Source organism: Gordonia caeni, from assembly GCF_039537105.1.
In the GTDB taxonomy this organism is placed as follows: Bacteria; Actinomycetota; Actinomycetes; order Mycobacteriales; family Mycobacteriaceae; genus Gordonia; species Gordonia caeni.
The window spans coordinates 273,944-288,109 of record NZ_BAAAZW010000002.1; the positions used below are offsets into that span (position 1 = coordinate 273,944).

Consider the following 14,166-nt stretch of genomic DNA (forward strand, 5'->3'; position numbering starts at 1 on the left):
TCAGCGGCGCTGGTCGAAGGAGCGGCCGAGCAACTCGGACACGATCCGGGTGCGCTGCATGGTCGGGGTGCCCCCGGCGAGCGCCCAGCCGTGGGCGTCGCGATGCATCCGTTCCAGACCGAACTCCTCGGTGTAGCCGTTGCCGCCGTGCAGCTGCATCGCCAGATCGGTGACGCGCTTGGCCATCTCGTTGGCGGTGCACTTGGCCAGCGAGACCTGCAGCGGATCGGGAAGGTCGTCGCAGGTCACCACGGCCGAGGCGGCACGCTCGAGCAGCAAGCGGGCGGCCTCGACCTGCAGCGCCATGTCGGCGACGGTCATCTGCACGGCCTGGAATTCGATCAGCGGCTTGCCGAACTGCTCGCGCTCCTGGACGTACTTGATCGTCAGATCCAGGGCGCGCTGGCCCAGCGCCAGGCTCATCGTGGTGTTGCCCAGGCGCTCGATGGAGAAGGTGGTGAACAGCTGCCGGAAGCCGCCCGGGCGCACCACGATGTTCTCGGCCGGGACCTCGACGTCGTCGAAGTAGATGTCCGCCGACGGGATGCCGCGAAAGCCCATCAGCTTCTCGCGGGCGCCGAAGCTGACGCCCGGCCGGTCGGCCTCCACCAGCACCGCCCCGATGCCCTTCGCGCCGGGAACGTCGCTCATCCGGGCATAGACCAGGTAGACGTCGGCCTCGCTGCCGTTGGAGATCCAACGCTTGTTGCCGTTCACCCGGACGGTCTGACCGTCGACGGTGGCGCGGGTGGTCAGGTCGGTGGCCGCCGAGCCGGCGTCGGGCTCGGAAATGGCCACGGCCATGGTGATGTCGCCGGCGATGATCCCGGGCAGGAAACGTTCCTTCTGCTCCGGGGTGCCCAGCCGGGCGACCACCTGGGCCGGGCCGGTGTTGGCCTCGAAGATCTGGAAGGCCGCCGGCCGGCAGTGGTAGGCGAACTGCTCGATGACGGTGAGCGCGTGCGAGATCGGGGCCGCGGAGCCGCCGTACTCCTCGGGCAGGGCGATGCCGAGGAGGCCGAGTGAGCCCAGGAACTGTCGTTCCTCGAGCGGCACCGGGGTGCGCTCGGCATCCCATTGTGCGGCCAGTGGTGCATAGCGTTCCTCGGCGACCTGGGCGGCGAGAGACTTGATCGCCTCCAGATCAGCGGTCTGCTCGGCAACGGAACCGTGCGACATTGTGACCCCTTTCATACATATAGTTATATTAGTAATGCGCGTTGCGTTCGGTCAAAGGTGCGACTGCAGTCACACCATCTGTGGTAAACATAATCATAGATAGCGGGAAGATGCACGCTTAACCGAAAAACTTGGAGGACCGATGCGCGAAGCGGTGATCGTGGACATGGTCCGCACCCCCATGGGGCGCGGACGCGAGGGTGGTGCGCTGGCCGCGGTGCACCCGGTGGATCTGCTGGCCGGGGTGCTGCAGGCGCTGGTCGAACGCACCGGAATCGACCCCGGCCAGGTGGACGACATCCTGATCGGCTGCGTCGGCCAGAACCTGGAGCAGTCGGCCACTCCCGGGCGGCAGGCGGCCCTGGCGGCAGGCTTCCCGGTGACCGTCCCGTCGGTCACCATCGAGCGCAAGTGCGGCTCGGGTCAGCAGGCCCTGGACTTCGCCGTCCAGGGGGTGATGGCCGGCGCGTACGACATCGTCGTCGCCGGCGGCGTCGAATCGATGAGCCGCGTGCCGATGGGCAGCGCCCGCGGCGACGCGGACCCGTTCGGCCCCGGCGTGTCCGCCCGCTACGGGGATCTGGTGGGCCAGGGGGTCGCCGCCGAACTGGTGGCCGACAAGTGGGGACTGAGCCGCAGCGAACTCGACGATTACTCGGCGCGCTCGCACCAGCGGGCGGCCGACGCCGCACACATCGGCGCCTTCGATCGCGAGATCGTGCCGGTGAGCGCCGGCGGCGCCGCGGTGACCGCCGACGAGACCATCCGGCCCGGGACCACCGCGGAGAAGCTGAGCGGCTTGCGCCCGGTGTTCGGCACCGACGCCAACCGGGACCGCTTCGGCCACATCGACTGGAAGGTGACCGCGGGCAACTCCTCGCAGATCACCGACGGCGCCTCGGCGCTGTTGGTGATGAGCGCCGAGAAGGCCGCCGAGCTGTCGTTGCGGCCGCGGGCCCGGGTGGTCGGCTCCGCGGTGCTCGGCGACGATCCGCTCCTGATGCTGACCGCCCCGATACCGGCCACCCGAAAGGTGCTCGACCGCGTGGGGCTGACCGTCGGCGACATCGCCGCCTTCGAGGTCAACGAGGCCTTCGCGGCGGTGCCGCTGGCCTTCCAGCGCGAGCTCGGCGTGGCCGACGAGGTGCTCAACCCCGTCGGCGGGGCCATCGCCCTTGGCCATCCGCTGGGTGCCTCCGGCGCCCGCATCATGACCACGCTGATCAACCACCTCGCCGCCACCGGCGGCCGGTACGGGCTGCAGACCATGTGCGAGGCCGGCGGCATGGCCAACGCCACCGTCGTCGAATGCCTCGGCTGACCATCTGAACCGCACCGTTCGGTCGCACCACGCACGCTCACTAGAAGGGAACAGACAATGCAACTCACCGAGAGTTCGGCCATCGTGACCGGGGGCGCCTCCGGTCTGGGCCTGGCCACCGTCAAACGGCTCGTCGAGGCCGGCGTCCACGTGGTGATCGTGGACCTGCCCACCTCGGCGGGCGCGCAGGTGGCCGCCGACCTCGGCGACCTGGTCCAGTTCGGCCCCGCCGACGTGGCCGATCCGGTCGCCGTGGACGCGGCCCTCGACCTCGCCGAAGCCCGCGCCCCGCTGCGCACCGCGGTGCACTGCGCCGGCCGCGGCGGCACCGTGCGGGTGGTGGAGCGCGACGGCGAACCCGGATCGTTGGAGACCTACACCTCGCTGATCCAGACCAACCTGATCGGCAGCTTCAACGTGCTCCGGCTGGCCGCGGCGCGGATTGTGCGCAACGAACCCGTCGACGGCGAGCGCGGCGTGATCGTGATGACCGCCTCGGTGGCCGCCTGGGAGGGCCAGATCGGCCAGATCCCCTACGCCTCGGCGAAGGCCGGAGTGGTCGGCATGACGCTGGTCGCCGCGCGCGACCTGGCGCGAAAGCTGGTGCGCGTCAACAGCATCGCACCGGGCGTCTTCGACACCCCGATCCTGTCCCGCTTCTCCCAGGACATCCGGGACGGTCTGGCGGCGCAGATTCCGCACCCGGCCCGTCTCGGCGACCCCGACGAGTACGCGCGTCTGGCGATGGCCGTCATCGACAACGCGATGCTCAACGGCGAGGTGATCCGCCTCGACGGCGCGATCCGGATGGGGCCGAAATGACCGTTCACACTCAGACCCGCGGCGGCGTCCTGGTCGTGACCATCGACCGCCCCGAGGTGCGCAACGCCATCGACACCGCCACCGCACAGGCCATCGCCGACGCGATGGATCTGCTCGATCGGACTCCCGATCTCACCGCCGGTGTGCTCACCGGCGCGGGCGGAACCTTCTGCACCGGAATGGACCTCAAGGCCTTCCTGGCCGGCGAACGCCCGTCCATCGAGGGCCGTGGCTTCGCCGGTATCGCCGAGACTCCGCCGGCCAAGCCGGTGATCGCCGCGGTCGAGGGGCACGCGATCGCCGGCGGCTTCGAGATCGTGCTGGCGTGCGACCTCGTCGTCGCCTCGCAGACCGCGGTCTTCGGCCTGCCCGAGGTGAAGCGCGGGCTGCTCGCCGGCGGCGGCGGCCTGCTCCGCCTCCCCGAGCGCGTGCCGTACGCCGTCGGCCTCGAGTGGGCGCTGACCGGAGACTTCGTCAGCGCCGAGCAGGCCCGCGACGCCGGTCTCATCAGCCGTCTCACCGAACCCGGTGAGGCTCTCGACGGGGCGATCGCACTGGCCGAGCGGATCGCGCGCAACGGTCCCCTCGGGGTGCGGGGCACCAAGGAGATCATGACCAATGCGCGCGACTGGTCCAACGACGAGCGCTTCGCGCGGATGTGGGAGATCTACGAGCCGATCCGCTCCTCCGAGGACGCGCGGGAAGGGGCGAGCGCGTTCCGGGAGAAGCGCGACCCGGTGTGGAAGGGACGCTGACGCCATGACCTACGTGATCACCCGGCCGTGCTGCAACGACTCCAGCTGCGTGACCGTCTGCCCGGTGAACTGCATCCACCCCACTCCGGAGGAGCCGGAGTTCGCCACCGCCGAGATGCTGTACATCGATCCGGACACGTGCATCGACTGCGCGGCATGCGTCGATGCCTGCCCGGTCGACGCCATCTTCGCCGACGACGAACTGGAGGAGCACCAGGAACCGTTCCTGCAGATCAACGCCGACTACTACCGCGACCACGACGTCACCGCCGGGGAGCTGCCGACCGTCAAGGCGGTCAAGCTGCCCGACCAGCCACTCGACGTGGCCGTCGTCGGGGCCGGGCCGGCCGCGTTCTACGCGGCGGAGGAACTGGTCCGACATTCGTCGGTGCAGGTGGACGTGTACGACCGGCTGCCCACGCCGTACGGGCTGGTCCGTGCCGGGGTGGCCCCCGACCACGCCGCCACCAAGGGCGTGGACCGGACCTTCGCCTCCACGGCCCGCAAACGGAACTTCCGGTACCTGCTCGACGTCACGGTGGGCGAGCACATCACCCACGACGAACTCGCCGAGCGCTATCACGCGGTGATCTACGCCAGCGGCGCCGCCACCGACAAGCGCCTGGGCATCGACGGCGAGGAACTGCCCGGAGTGCTCTCGGCCACCGACCTGGTGGCCTGGTACAACGGTCATCCCGAGCACGCCGGCGATCGGGTGGACCTGTCGTGCGAGCGGGTGGTGATCATCGGCAACGGCAACGTGGCCCTGGACGCGGCCCGGGTGCTGCTGACCGATCCGGAGGAGCTGGCCGCCACCGACATCGCCGACCATGCGCTGGCGGTGCTGCGCGACTCGGCGGTCCGGGAAGTGACGATCGTGGCGCGCCGCAGCGTCGCGCACGGGGCGTACACCAACTCCGAATTCCTCGCGATCGGGCAGGTGGACGGCGTCGACGTGGTGATCGACCAGGCCGACCTGGCCCTGGACGCGGCCACCGAGAGCGCCTTCGACAGCGGTGACCTCGACAGCACCGTCGCCACCAAGATCCGCCTCGCCCGCGAATATGCGGCCCGACCGGCCGGGGGCGCCGACCGGCGCGTGGTCTTCCGCTACCTCACCACCCCGATCCGGATCGACGGCGACGATCGGGTCACGGGCGTGCGCTGTGTGCGCAACCGGTTCGACGAGTCCGGTGCCGTGGTGCCCGGCGACGAGAGTTTCGTTCTCGAAGCCGGTGCCGTGGTGCGCTCGATCGGCTACCGCGGCGAGCCCGTCGCCGGTCTGCCCTTCGACGAGCAGCGGTCCGTGGTCCTCAACGACCACGGCCGGGTCACCGGTGACGACGGCGATCGCCTGCCGGGCCTGTACGTGGCGGGGTGGCTCAAACGCGGGGCGACCGGCGGGATCGGCAGCAACCGCTTCTGCGGCCAGGAGACCGCCCGCATGCTCATCGACGACCATCTGGCCGGAACACTGCCGGCCCCGTCTCGCTCGCGCGAAGACGTCGTGGAGCTGGTCTCGGGCCGCGGTGCCACACCGATCGACGCCGACGGCTGGCAGCGCATAGACCAGGCCGAACGTCAGGCCGGACGGTCCCAGGGCCGGCCGCGCGTGAAGATGGTGAGTGCACAGGACATGCGGTCGGTGGCCCTGGGCATGCCCGCGATGGGGCCCGCCGACCACTGACTCCTTCGTTCGCCGGTCGAGTCCTCGTCCGCGCGGGGCCGAGACCCCGGCCTGCCGTCTCGGGCGCCGCGACTACGGTGGACGCCATGCGCGTGGTGACCTGGAATGTGAACTCGGTGAAGCCGCGGATCCCGCGGCTGCTCCCGTGGCTCGACGAGCGGCAGCCGGACGTGGTCTGCCTGCAGGAGACCAAGGTGAACGACGAGGCCTTCGCCGCCGAACTCGGCGACGAGCTGGCCGCCCGCGGCTACGAGTTCGCGCACTTCGGCGAAGGCCAGTGGAACGGGGTGGCGCTGCTCAGCAAGGTGGGCCTGGACGACGTCCGCACGAGTTTCCCCGATGCGCCCGGCTTCCCGGACCCGGCCGCCGCGCCCGAGGGCCGGGCCGTCTCCGCGGTCTGTGGCGGCACCCGGATCTGGTCGGTGTACGTGCCGAACGGGCGCGAGGTGGACTCCGACCACTACGGCTATAAGCTCGACTGGCTCAGCAAGCTCCGCGCCGCCGTCGCCCCCGACGCGGCCGACACCATGGTCTGTGGCGATTTCAACATCATCCCGACCGACGCCGACGTCTTCGATCCGGTCGCACTGGCCGGGCACACGCACGTGACGCCGCGCGAGCGCGCCGAACTGACCGGCCTGCTCGACCTGGGCATGCGCGACGTCCAGCGCGAGCACTGGCCGGATGCGCGGATCTACTCCTACTGGGATTATCGCGCCGGGATGTTCCACAAGGACCTCGGCATGCGGATCGACCTGGTCCTGGCGGGCGAGCCGATCGCCGAGCGCGTGCAGGCCGCGTGGGTGGACCGGAAGGCCCGCAAGGGCACCAAGCCGAGCGACCACGCCCCGGTGGTCGTCGACCTGGACACCGCGCCGGACGGGAACGCCGGGCCGATGGTGCCGCCGCCGTCGCGTCCGGCCACGGTGGCGCCCGGCTCGGTGAAGCTGCCGCATTCGGTCGCCGACTGAATACCTGCTGATCGAACTGAACACCAGCTGATCGAACCGAACACCTGCTGATCGAACCGAACACATGCTGATCGAGCGGAGTCGAGATCTCGACTCCGCTCGATCAACACAACAGGTGCGCTCGATCAGCAGGTGCGCTGCGACCCGTGAGTCGAACTACTTGGCGTGGTCGATCACGCCGCGGATGTTCTGTCCGCTGCGCAGATCCTCGTACCCCTGATTCACCTCGTCCAGGGTGTACCGCTGGGTCACCAACTCGTCGAGCTTGAGTTCGCCGGCGTCGTACAGGCGCAACAGCCGAATGATGTCGTACTGCGGATTCATCGAGCCGAACAGGGTGCCCATGATGGTCTTCTGGTTCAGCGTCAGGTCGGTGCCCGACACCTGCACCGTCAGCTCGGCCGGATTGGCCAGGCCGGTGATCACCACACGACCGCCCTTGCCGATGATCGCGGTGGCATTGCTGACCACCTCCTTGTCGACGGTGCCCACCAGAATGAGGGCGGCGTCGGCGCCCTGTCCCCAGGTGAGCTCGTTGACCTTCTCGGCGGCCTCCTCCGCGGTGGCGAAGGCGTGCGTGGCGCCCATCTTCATCGCGGCGTTGCGCTTCATCTCGATCGGATCCACCACGACCACGTACTTGCAGCCCGCGGACACCGCGCCCTGGACGGCGTTGATGCCCAGGCCGCCGATGCCGTAGATCACGGCGGTGTCGCCGGGCCGCAGGTTGCCGGCGTTGACGGCGGTGCCCCAACCGGAGGGGACGCCGCAGCCGACCAGGACCGCCGTCTCCAGCGGCAGCCAGTCGTCGACCTTGACCACTGAATGCTGGGAGATGGTGGAGTACTCGGAGAAGGTGCCGAGCATGCACATGGCGCCGAAGTCTTCACCGTCGGGACCGTGGAAGCGGAAGGTGCCGTCGGGCATGGAGCCCTCGAGGATGGTGGCACCCATGTCGCACAGGTTCTGGCGGCCGGTGGAACAGTAGCGGCAGGTGCCGCAGTTCGGAATGAAGCTGCAGACCACGTGATCGCCCGGCTTCACCTTGGTGACGCCGGGGCCCACCTCTTCGATGATGCCGGAGCCCTCGTGGCCGCCCACGATCGGGTAGCGCGGCGGAAGGTCGCCATCGGTCAGGTGCAGGTCCGAATGACACAGACCGGCGGCGGTGTACTTGATCAGCACCTCGCCGGGGCCGGGCGGGTCCAGTTCGAGTTCCATGATCTTGAACGGCTCGCCCGGGCCGAGCAGTACGGCGGCTTTGGTCTTCATTGTCTTCTCCTTTGAAGGGGGATGGGATAGCGGGGGTGCGGTCTGGGCAGCGGCTCAGAGCGCGATGTTGACGGACTTGACCTGCGTGTAGAGGTCGACGGCGGAGTCGCCGAGTTCACGGCCCCAGCCCGACTGCTTGAAGCCGCCGAAGGGCAGCGCGGTGTCGAAGCCGTTGTACTGGTTCACCCAGACCGAGCCCGCGTTCACCGCGGCCGCGGTGCGATGGGCTTTGGAGAGGTCCTTGGTCCAGATACCGGCGGCCAGGCCGTAGATCGAATCGTTCGCGGCGCGCGCGACGTCCTCCTCGCCGTCGAACGGCAGAGCCGCCACGACGGGTCCGAAGATCTCCTCTTCGACGATCGAGTAGCTGGGCTCGACGTCGACGAACACGGTCGGCTCGATGAAGTAGCCCTGCTCGCCCCAGCGCTTGCCGCCGGTGAGGGCGCGGGCGCCGGCCGACAGGCCCTGCTCGATGTAGCCGCTGACGCGGTCGAACTGCTCCTGGGACACCAGCGGGCCCAGTTCGGTCGCCGGATCAAGGCCGGGGCCGATCTTGGCCTGCGCGGCGGCGTCGGCGACGGCCTGGGTGAAGTCGTCGAAGATCTCCCGCTGCACGAACATGCGGGTGCCGGCGACGCAGCACTGGCCGTGGTTGAACATCCACGCGGCCACCGAGCCGGCCACCGCGGCCTCCAGGTCGGCGTCGGCGTAGATGATGTTCGGGCTTTTGCCACCCAGTTCCAGCGAGACCTTCTTCAGGTTGCCGGTGGCCGCCTGCACGATCTTCTTGCCCACCTCGGTGGACCCGGTGAAGGCCACCTTGTCGACGTCCATGTGCGCGGACAGGGCGGCGCCGGCGTCGCCGAAGCCGGTGACGATGTTGACCACGCCGGGCGGGAAGCCCGCCTCTTCGAACACCTCGCCGAGCAGGAGGGCGCTCAGCGGGGTCTGCTCGGCGGGCTTGAGGACCACCGTGTTGCCGGCGGCCAGCGCCGGTGCCAGCTTCCAGGTGGCCATCAGGATCGGGAAGTTCCACGGGATGATCTGGCCGCAGACGCCCAGCGACTGGCGGCGGGTGTACGCGTGGAACTGGCCGTCGGGGGCGAACGGCATGGACGGGGTGATCGACGAGCCGCTGATCTTGGTGGCCAGCCCGGCGTTGTACCGCCAGACGTCGGCGGACCAGCCGACGTCCACCGCGGTGGCGATCGAGACGGACTTGCCGTTGTCGAGGGCCTCGAGCTGGCCGAAGATCTCCGCGCGCTCGGAGAGGATGTCGCCGACGCGCCAGATCAGCCGTTCACGCTCGTTGGGCTTCATCCGCGACCACGGGCCTTCGTAGGCGGCGCGGGCGGCAGCCACCGCACGGTCGATGTCGGTGGCGTCGCCCTTGGCGACCCGGGTGATCAGGTCGCCGGTGGCCGGGTCGCGAGTCTCGAAGGTCTCGCCGGAGGCGGCGTCGACCCAGGCGCCGCCGATCAGCAGCTGCCGGTCGCGGGAGACGAAGTCGGCCACTGCGGGCAGCAGCGCCGGGTTCAAGGTGGTGGTCATGACATCCTCCTGGGTGGCCTGTCGGGGGACAGGGAGAGCGATTCATCGTGTGATCCGCGCCACTGAGTGGCGTATGTCATTTCTCGCATGCGAGAGGGCCGGTCATCTGTCCGGAAACTGGACACGAGGCGTGGACACCGCTGCACACTCGGCGCTGGGGCGGGGGAGCGGCGGTGCGCGTGGGCCGCAGGGAGTCCCGGGTCCGGGGCTCCAGGGCGGGATCATCGGCTCAGGTCAGCTGCGGATACCGAGGGCGCGGATTCGGGCGTACAGCGTGGTGCGGCTGATGCCGAGGCTCTTGGCGGCGTTGCTCTTGTTGCCGCCGGCGGTCTCCAGCGCCTCCACAATCGCCAGGCGCTCTGCCTGCTCCAGACCGAGCAGCCGGGACGCGCGTGAGGAGCTGCGGTAGCCGTCAGGCAGGTCGGCCACGTCGACGGTCCGGCTGCCGCGCGACTGAGCGTTGTCGGCGGCCTCGCCGAGGACCATCGCCAGTTCGGCCAGATTGCCGGGCCACTCCTGGGACACCAGGGCGTCGGCGGCATCGGTGCCGAGCTCGAACTTCGGTTCGCGCGAGTGCAGCAGCTGCTGCCCGAGCGCGGCCAGTTCGGTGGTGCGCTGGCGCAGCGGGGGCATCGTGGTGCGCCGCCGGCAGCGGGCGATGAGCGCGGAGGCGCTCGGCGACAGCGAGTCGGCCGGCCCGGTCACGATCACGATCGGCGGCTCCGCGGGGGTGCGTGCGCCGATCGCGGTCTGCAGCAGGCGCAGGGCATGGTCGTCGAGCAGGTCGGCGCCGTCGATCACCACTCCCTGTCCGCGGCCGCGGGCCAGCCGCAGCGTCGCCGCCAGATCCAGCGGGGTGCCGTCCAGGAGTGCACCGGGCACGTCGACGACGGTCGCGGCATCCCGCGGCACCACCTGGAAGGCGCGGGTGCTGCGCCCGGTGCCGGGTTCACCGCAGATCGCGACGGTGGTGGCGGTCTGCGCGGCCGGTGGCGGGGTATGGATCAGCTCGGCCGGCGGCAGGTCCTCCAGACGCGGGCGCAGCCGAAAGACGGCGGCATGCGCCACGGTGGGAACCCGGTCGGCGTGGACGTCGACCACCACGCCGGAGACCAGGGTGATCGCCGGCGGCCGGTCGTCCTGTTCCACCAGCAGACGCAGCGTCCCGAAGTCGGCGGGCGCCAGCAGCTGGGCGGCGAGCGCGTTGGAGAGCTGGAGGTCGTCGCCGATGGCGGCCACCGCGGTGTCCCGGCGCTCGGCGGCCTGCTCGAAGGCGGCGATCACCAGGCGGTGGTCGGAGTGCGACCGCGACAGCAGCCGTTCGGCGATGTCGTTCACCACGCCGCGCACCAGCGGCACCGACAGCGGATTGAGGTGGGCGCTGACCTGTGTCATGCACAGGATGCCGGCGACGCGGCGGGTGGACGGGTGGATGATCGGCTGCCCGAAACAGCTCAGCGAACGGAACTGCTCCAGGTAGTGCTCGGCACCGTTGATCACCACGTCGCCCCGCACCTCGGCGGTGGTGCCCAGCGCAGTGGTGCCCATGGCGCCCTCGTGGAAGGCCGCCCCGGAGACCGCGCCGGCGTCGGCGAGCCGGCGTTCCAGCGTGGCATCGGCGGAGACGCGGGCCACCATCCGGCTCTGGTGGTCCACGAGCAGCAGTGCGGTCGGCGTGCCGTTCAGGGTCTCGGCGGCGCGGGCCAGCACCGGACGGGCCGCGTCCAGCAACGGGTCGGCGGACGAGACGTCGGTGAGTACGGGGTCGGGGCGGTCGGTGGGCTCCAAACCGGACGATCGGGCGCGCTGCCAGGATGCCGCGATTACCGATCGTTGGGGCAGCCGAGTGGTCACCCCTCAACTGTGACACGGATTACCCGGTCGTGGCGAGGGGGGTGGCGGGCCCGGATCCAGGCGTGACCTCAGCGATCGTCCCAATAATCGGTACCGGTCGGTCTGGAATGGAACAAGCCCACCGGCCGAGTCGGGGGATGACGGCCGGTGGGCTTGTGAACACTCCGGAGCGCGCGAGCGGCAGCGCTGCGAAGTGCGGTCTATGTGGGTGAGTGGGGCTCGATCACCTGTGTAGAACCAATGCTCGCATCGGGAACAAGAGGTGAACTGTCCGGATTCTGGACACTTTCACTTCGATCGCCTGACACTGTTCTTTGCGGCGAGCACAGTTCCCCGTGCGCGCAGTTCCCAGTGAAGACAGGAGTGACCGGCATGCACCCTGGCCCGCAGACCGCACTCAGGGTGATCGTCGCCCCCGATTCGTTCAAGGGCACCGCCGATGCGGGAGCCGTCGCCGGGGCCCTCGCCGAGGGGTGGCGGCATGTGCGACCAGTCGATCGGGTGACGTTGCTGCCGCAGGCAGACGGCGGCGAGGGCACCCTCGATGCGCTCGCCGTCGCCACCGAGGGCGCGCGATGGCACACCGTCGCCGACGTCTGCGGCCCGGACCATCGGCCGGTCAGTGCGCGATGGCTGGAACTGCCCGGTGGGATCGGGGTGGCCGAACTCGCCGAGTCCAGCGGGCTGCCGATGATGACCGACCTGGATCCGGCGGGCGCTACCTCGCGGGGCCTCGGGGAGGTGATCGCGGCGGCGCTCGACCACGGCGTGCAGGGCCTGGTGATCGGGCTCGGGGGGTCGGCGTCGACCGATGCCGGCGCCGGCGTCCTGGCCGCACTGGGCTTCGAGTTCTTCGACGGGCGGGGAGACCCGGTCGACCCCCGCACCGCCGGCGACCTCGCGCGGATCACCGACGTAGCCTCCGAAAGGGCCCGGTCCCTTCCCCCGGGCGGGGTCGAGGTTCTCACCGACACCTTGGCCCCGCTGACCGGCCCCACGGGGGCCGCTCACACCTTCGGCGCCCAGAAGGGCGCGGATGCCGTGATGCGCGCCGAACTCGACGAGCTCGTCAGTGGTTTCGCCGCAGTCGTCGGCCCGGCCCGTGGCATCGCCGCCGACGAGCCGGGCGCCGGGGCCGCCGGCGGCGTCGGCTTCGCCTTGCGCGCATGGGGCGGCGCCCTGGTGCCGGGCGCACAGCGCATCAACGAACTGAGCCGATTGACCGCCGCGGTGCGCGACGCCGACCTGGTGATCACCGGCGAAGGCCGATTCGATGCCACCTCCGAGACCGGGAAACTGGTCGGTACCGTGCTGGAACTGTGCCGGGCGCACGCGGTCCGCACAGTGGTGATCGCCGGCCAGCTCGCGGCACCCGTCCCCGACCTCGGCATCTCGCTGAGCGAGGTCGCCGGATCGGCGGAGGCCGCCCGGCTCCGGCCCCTCCGGTACGCCCGTGCGGCCGCCGCGCAGATCGCGGCCGGCGTCAGTGACGACTGATCAGGCGGGGTCCGAACGGAGGGTGTCTTCCAGAAAGCGCGGCCGGCAGATCACCCATCCGCCGGCCAGCATCAGCAGGCAGGCCACCACCAACATGAGGAACGGCGCGTCCCAGTCGCCGGTCGCGTCGTGCAGGATGCCGAAGAGCAGCGGTCCGGCGCAGGCGACCAGATAGCCGACGCCCTGTCCGAAGCCCGACAGCGAGGCCGAGCCGGCGCTGGTCCGGGTACGCACGTTGATCAGGGTCAGCGACATGGGGAACGAGCTCACGCCGATACCGGTCAGCAGGACCCACGCCATGGTCCCGTCCAGCGGCGCCCAGCGCAGGCCTGCCAGGCCCGCCAGCATGCAGGCGGCGAAGAGGGCGACGAAGCCGAACGGATTGGCGAAGCGGATGCACAGCCACGGGGCGACGAAGGTCGCCAGGAAGCCGATGCCGGAGAAGGCGGCGACGGCCACGCCGCCCAGGGATTCGCTGCCCCCGGCATCGGTGAGCACCTCCGGGATCCAGGTGAACAGCGAATAGGTCATCAGCGAGGTCATGCCGAACATCAGCATCAGGCCCCACGAGATCGGCGAGCGCCACACCGGCAGCCGCGGCGGGGAGACGTCGTCGGCGCCGTCGGCCACGTGCCTGCGCCGCTGGCGCACCACGCCGATCCAGGGCAGCACCGCCATCAGCGGGATCAGCGCCCACACGGCCAGCGAGACCCGCCAGCCCGCGGCGTCGGCCAGCGGGACCGCGACCGCGGCCGGCACCGTGGTGCCCAGCTGGACGGAGAGGATGTAAAGGGTGGAGACGGCGGCGATCCGGTTGCCGAAGTAGCGCTTCACCAGCGGCGGGATCAGGATGTTACCCAGTCCCATGCCGAACAGGGCCACGCCCGACAGCACCACCAGCGTCGCGGCGTCGTTGGCGACTGCCCGCAGGCTCGTGCCGAGCACGGTGATCACGACGGCGCCCAGCGTCGCGATCTCCAGGCCGAGACGGCGGCCCAGCCCCGGGCCCACCAGACCCGCGATGCCGAACAGCAGCGTCGGCAGCATGCCCAGGACGCCGGTGACCGCGTGCCCGAAGTCCAGGTCGTCGGAGATCCGGCCCAGCAGCGGGGTGAGCGAGGTGACCGCCGACCGCAGCGACAGCGAGAAGATCACGATCGCCGCGAGGACGAGAAGCTTTCCGCGGCGGCCGGAGTCGCGGAGCGTGGGCTGCACGAGCGAGGTCAGGTAGTTGGACACCCCAGCCATGGTGGCACC

The 14,166-nt window shown here is 70.3% G+C and carries 11 protein-coding genes; 6 read left to right on the forward strand and 5 right to left on the reverse strand.

What is annotated here, in order from left to right:
* Positions 1–1,179, reverse strand: coding sequence for an acyl-CoA dehydrogenase family protein (locus ABD732_RS04025; protein ID WP_344780835.1), 1,179 nt, complete (start codon positions 1,177–1,179; stop codon positions 1–3).
* A gap of 142 nt (positions 1,180–1,321) precedes the next feature.
* Between ABD732_RS04025 and ABD732_RS04030 the strand changes: the two genes are divergently transcribed.
* The 5 genes from ABD732_RS04030 (at position 1,322) to ABD732_RS04050 (ending at position 6,735) form a co-directional block, all read left to right on the forward strand.
* On the forward strand, positions 1,322–2,500 hold the full coding sequence (locus ABD732_RS04030) for a thiolase family protein (protein ID WP_344780837.1): 1,179 nt from the start codon (positions 1,322–1,324) through the stop codon (positions 2,498–2,500).
* A gap of 57 nt (positions 2,501–2,557) precedes the next feature.
* The gene (locus ABD732_RS04035; protein ID WP_344780839.1) at positions 2,558–3,322 is read left to right on the forward strand and encodes an SDR family NAD(P)-dependent oxidoreductase; all 765 of its coding nucleotides are present in this window, start codon (positions 2,558–2,560) and stop codon (positions 3,320–3,322) included.
* Positions 3,319–4,077, forward strand: a complete 759-nt coding sequence (locus ABD732_RS04040; RefSeq protein WP_344780841.1) for a crotonase/enoyl-CoA hydratase family protein — start codon at positions 3,319–3,321, stop codon at positions 4,075–4,077. The genes ABD732_RS04035 and ABD732_RS04040 overlap by 4 nt, the downstream gene beginning before the upstream one ends.
* Positions 4,078–4,081: 4 nt before the next feature.
* Positions 4,082–5,764 carry an FAD-dependent oxidoreductase gene (locus ABD732_RS04045; RefSeq protein WP_344780843.1) on the forward strand — a complete coding sequence of 561 codons (1,683 nt, stop codon included), beginning with the start codon at positions 4,082–4,084 and terminating at the stop codon, positions 5,762–5,764.
* 86 nt (positions 5,765–5,850) lie between these two features.
* Positions 5,851–6,735 (forward strand): exodeoxyribonuclease III, encoded by an 885-nt coding sequence (locus ABD732_RS04050; protein WP_344780845.1) that lies wholly within the window; start codon positions 5,851–5,853, stop codon positions 6,733–6,735.
* Positions 6,736–6,891: 156 nt separating this feature from the next.
* Here the strand turns inward: ABD732_RS04050 and ABD732_RS04055 are convergent, their stop codons facing one another.
* The 3 genes from ABD732_RS04055 to ABD732_RS04065 form a co-directional block, all read right to left on the reverse strand.
* The gene (locus ABD732_RS04055; RefSeq protein WP_344780847.1) at positions 6,892–8,007 is read right to left on the reverse strand and encodes an NDMA-dependent alcohol dehydrogenase; all 1,116 of its coding nucleotides are present in this window, start codon (positions 8,005–8,007) and stop codon (positions 6,892–6,894) included.
* A 54-nt stretch (positions 8,008–8,061) separates the two neighbouring features.
* Complete coding sequence (locus ABD732_RS04060; protein ID WP_344780849.1) at positions 8,062–9,558, reverse strand: aldehyde dehydrogenase family protein; 1,497 nt, start codon at positions 9,556–9,558, stop codon at positions 8,062–8,064.
* A 234-nt stretch (positions 9,559–9,792) separates the two neighbouring features.
* A complete protein-coding gene (locus tag ABD732_RS04065; protein ID WP_344780851.1) occupies positions 9,793–11,412 on the reverse strand; it encodes a helix-turn-helix domain-containing protein in 1,620 nt (539 codons plus the stop codon).
* Positions 11,413–11,784: 372 nt separating this feature from the next.
* On the opposite strand from ABD732_RS04065, the gene ABD732_RS04070 reads away from it, so the two are divergent.
* Positions 11,785–12,909 carry a glycerate kinase gene (locus ABD732_RS04070; protein WP_344780853.1) on the forward strand — a complete coding sequence of 375 codons (1,125 nt, stop codon included), beginning with the start codon at positions 11,785–11,787 and terminating at the stop codon, positions 12,907–12,909.
* On the opposite strand, the gene ABD732_RS04075 is transcribed toward ABD732_RS04070, so the two are convergent.
* Positions 12,910–14,157, reverse strand: coding sequence for a CynX/NimT family MFS transporter (locus ABD732_RS04075; protein ID WP_344780855.1), 1,248 nt, complete (start codon positions 14,155–14,157; stop codon positions 12,910–12,912).
* Positions 14,158–14,166 lie beyond the last annotated feature (9 nt).

Excerpts from the sequence above, each read along its gene's own strand:
- ABD732_RS04040 (WP_344780841.1), top strand. The coding sequence starts at position 3,319 with ATGACCGTTCACACTCAGACCCGCGGCGGCGTCCTGGTCGTGACCATC.
- ABD732_RS04055 (WP_344780847.1), bottom strand. The coding sequence starts at position 8,007 with ATGAAGACCAAAGCCGCCGTACTGCTCGGCCCGGGCGAGCCGTTCAAG.
- ABD732_RS04070 (WP_344780853.1), top strand. The coding sequence starts at position 11,785 with ATGCACCCTGGCCCGCAGACCGCACTCAGGGTGATCGTCGCCCCCGAT.
- ABD732_RS04075 (WP_344780855.1), bottom strand. The coding sequence starts at position 14,157 with ATGGCTGGGGTGTCCAACTACCTGACCTCGCTCGTGCAGCCCACGCTC.
- ABD732_RS04050 (WP_344780845.1), top strand. The coding sequence starts at position 5,851 with ATGCGCGTGGTGACCTGGAATGTGAACTCGGTGAAGCCGCGGATCCCG.
- ABD732_RS04025 (WP_344780835.1), bottom strand. The coding sequence starts at position 1,179 with ATGTCGCACGGTTCCGTTGCCGAGCAGACCGCTGATCTGGAGGCGATC.
- ABD732_RS04030 (WP_344780837.1), top strand. The coding sequence starts at position 1,322 with ATGCGCGAAGCGGTGATCGTGGACATGGTCCGCACCCCCATGGGGCGC.
- ABD732_RS04035 (WP_344780839.1), top strand. The coding sequence starts at position 2,558 with ATGCAACTCACCGAGAGTTCGGCCATCGTGACCGGGGGCGCCTCCGGT.
- ABD732_RS04045 (WP_344780843.1), top strand. The coding sequence starts at position 4,082 with ATGACCTACGTGATCACCCGGCCGTGCTGCAACGACTCCAGCTGCGTG.
- ABD732_RS04060 (WP_344780849.1), bottom strand. The coding sequence starts at position 9,558 with ATGACCACCACCTTGAACCCGGCGCTGCTGCCCGCAGTGGCCGACTTC.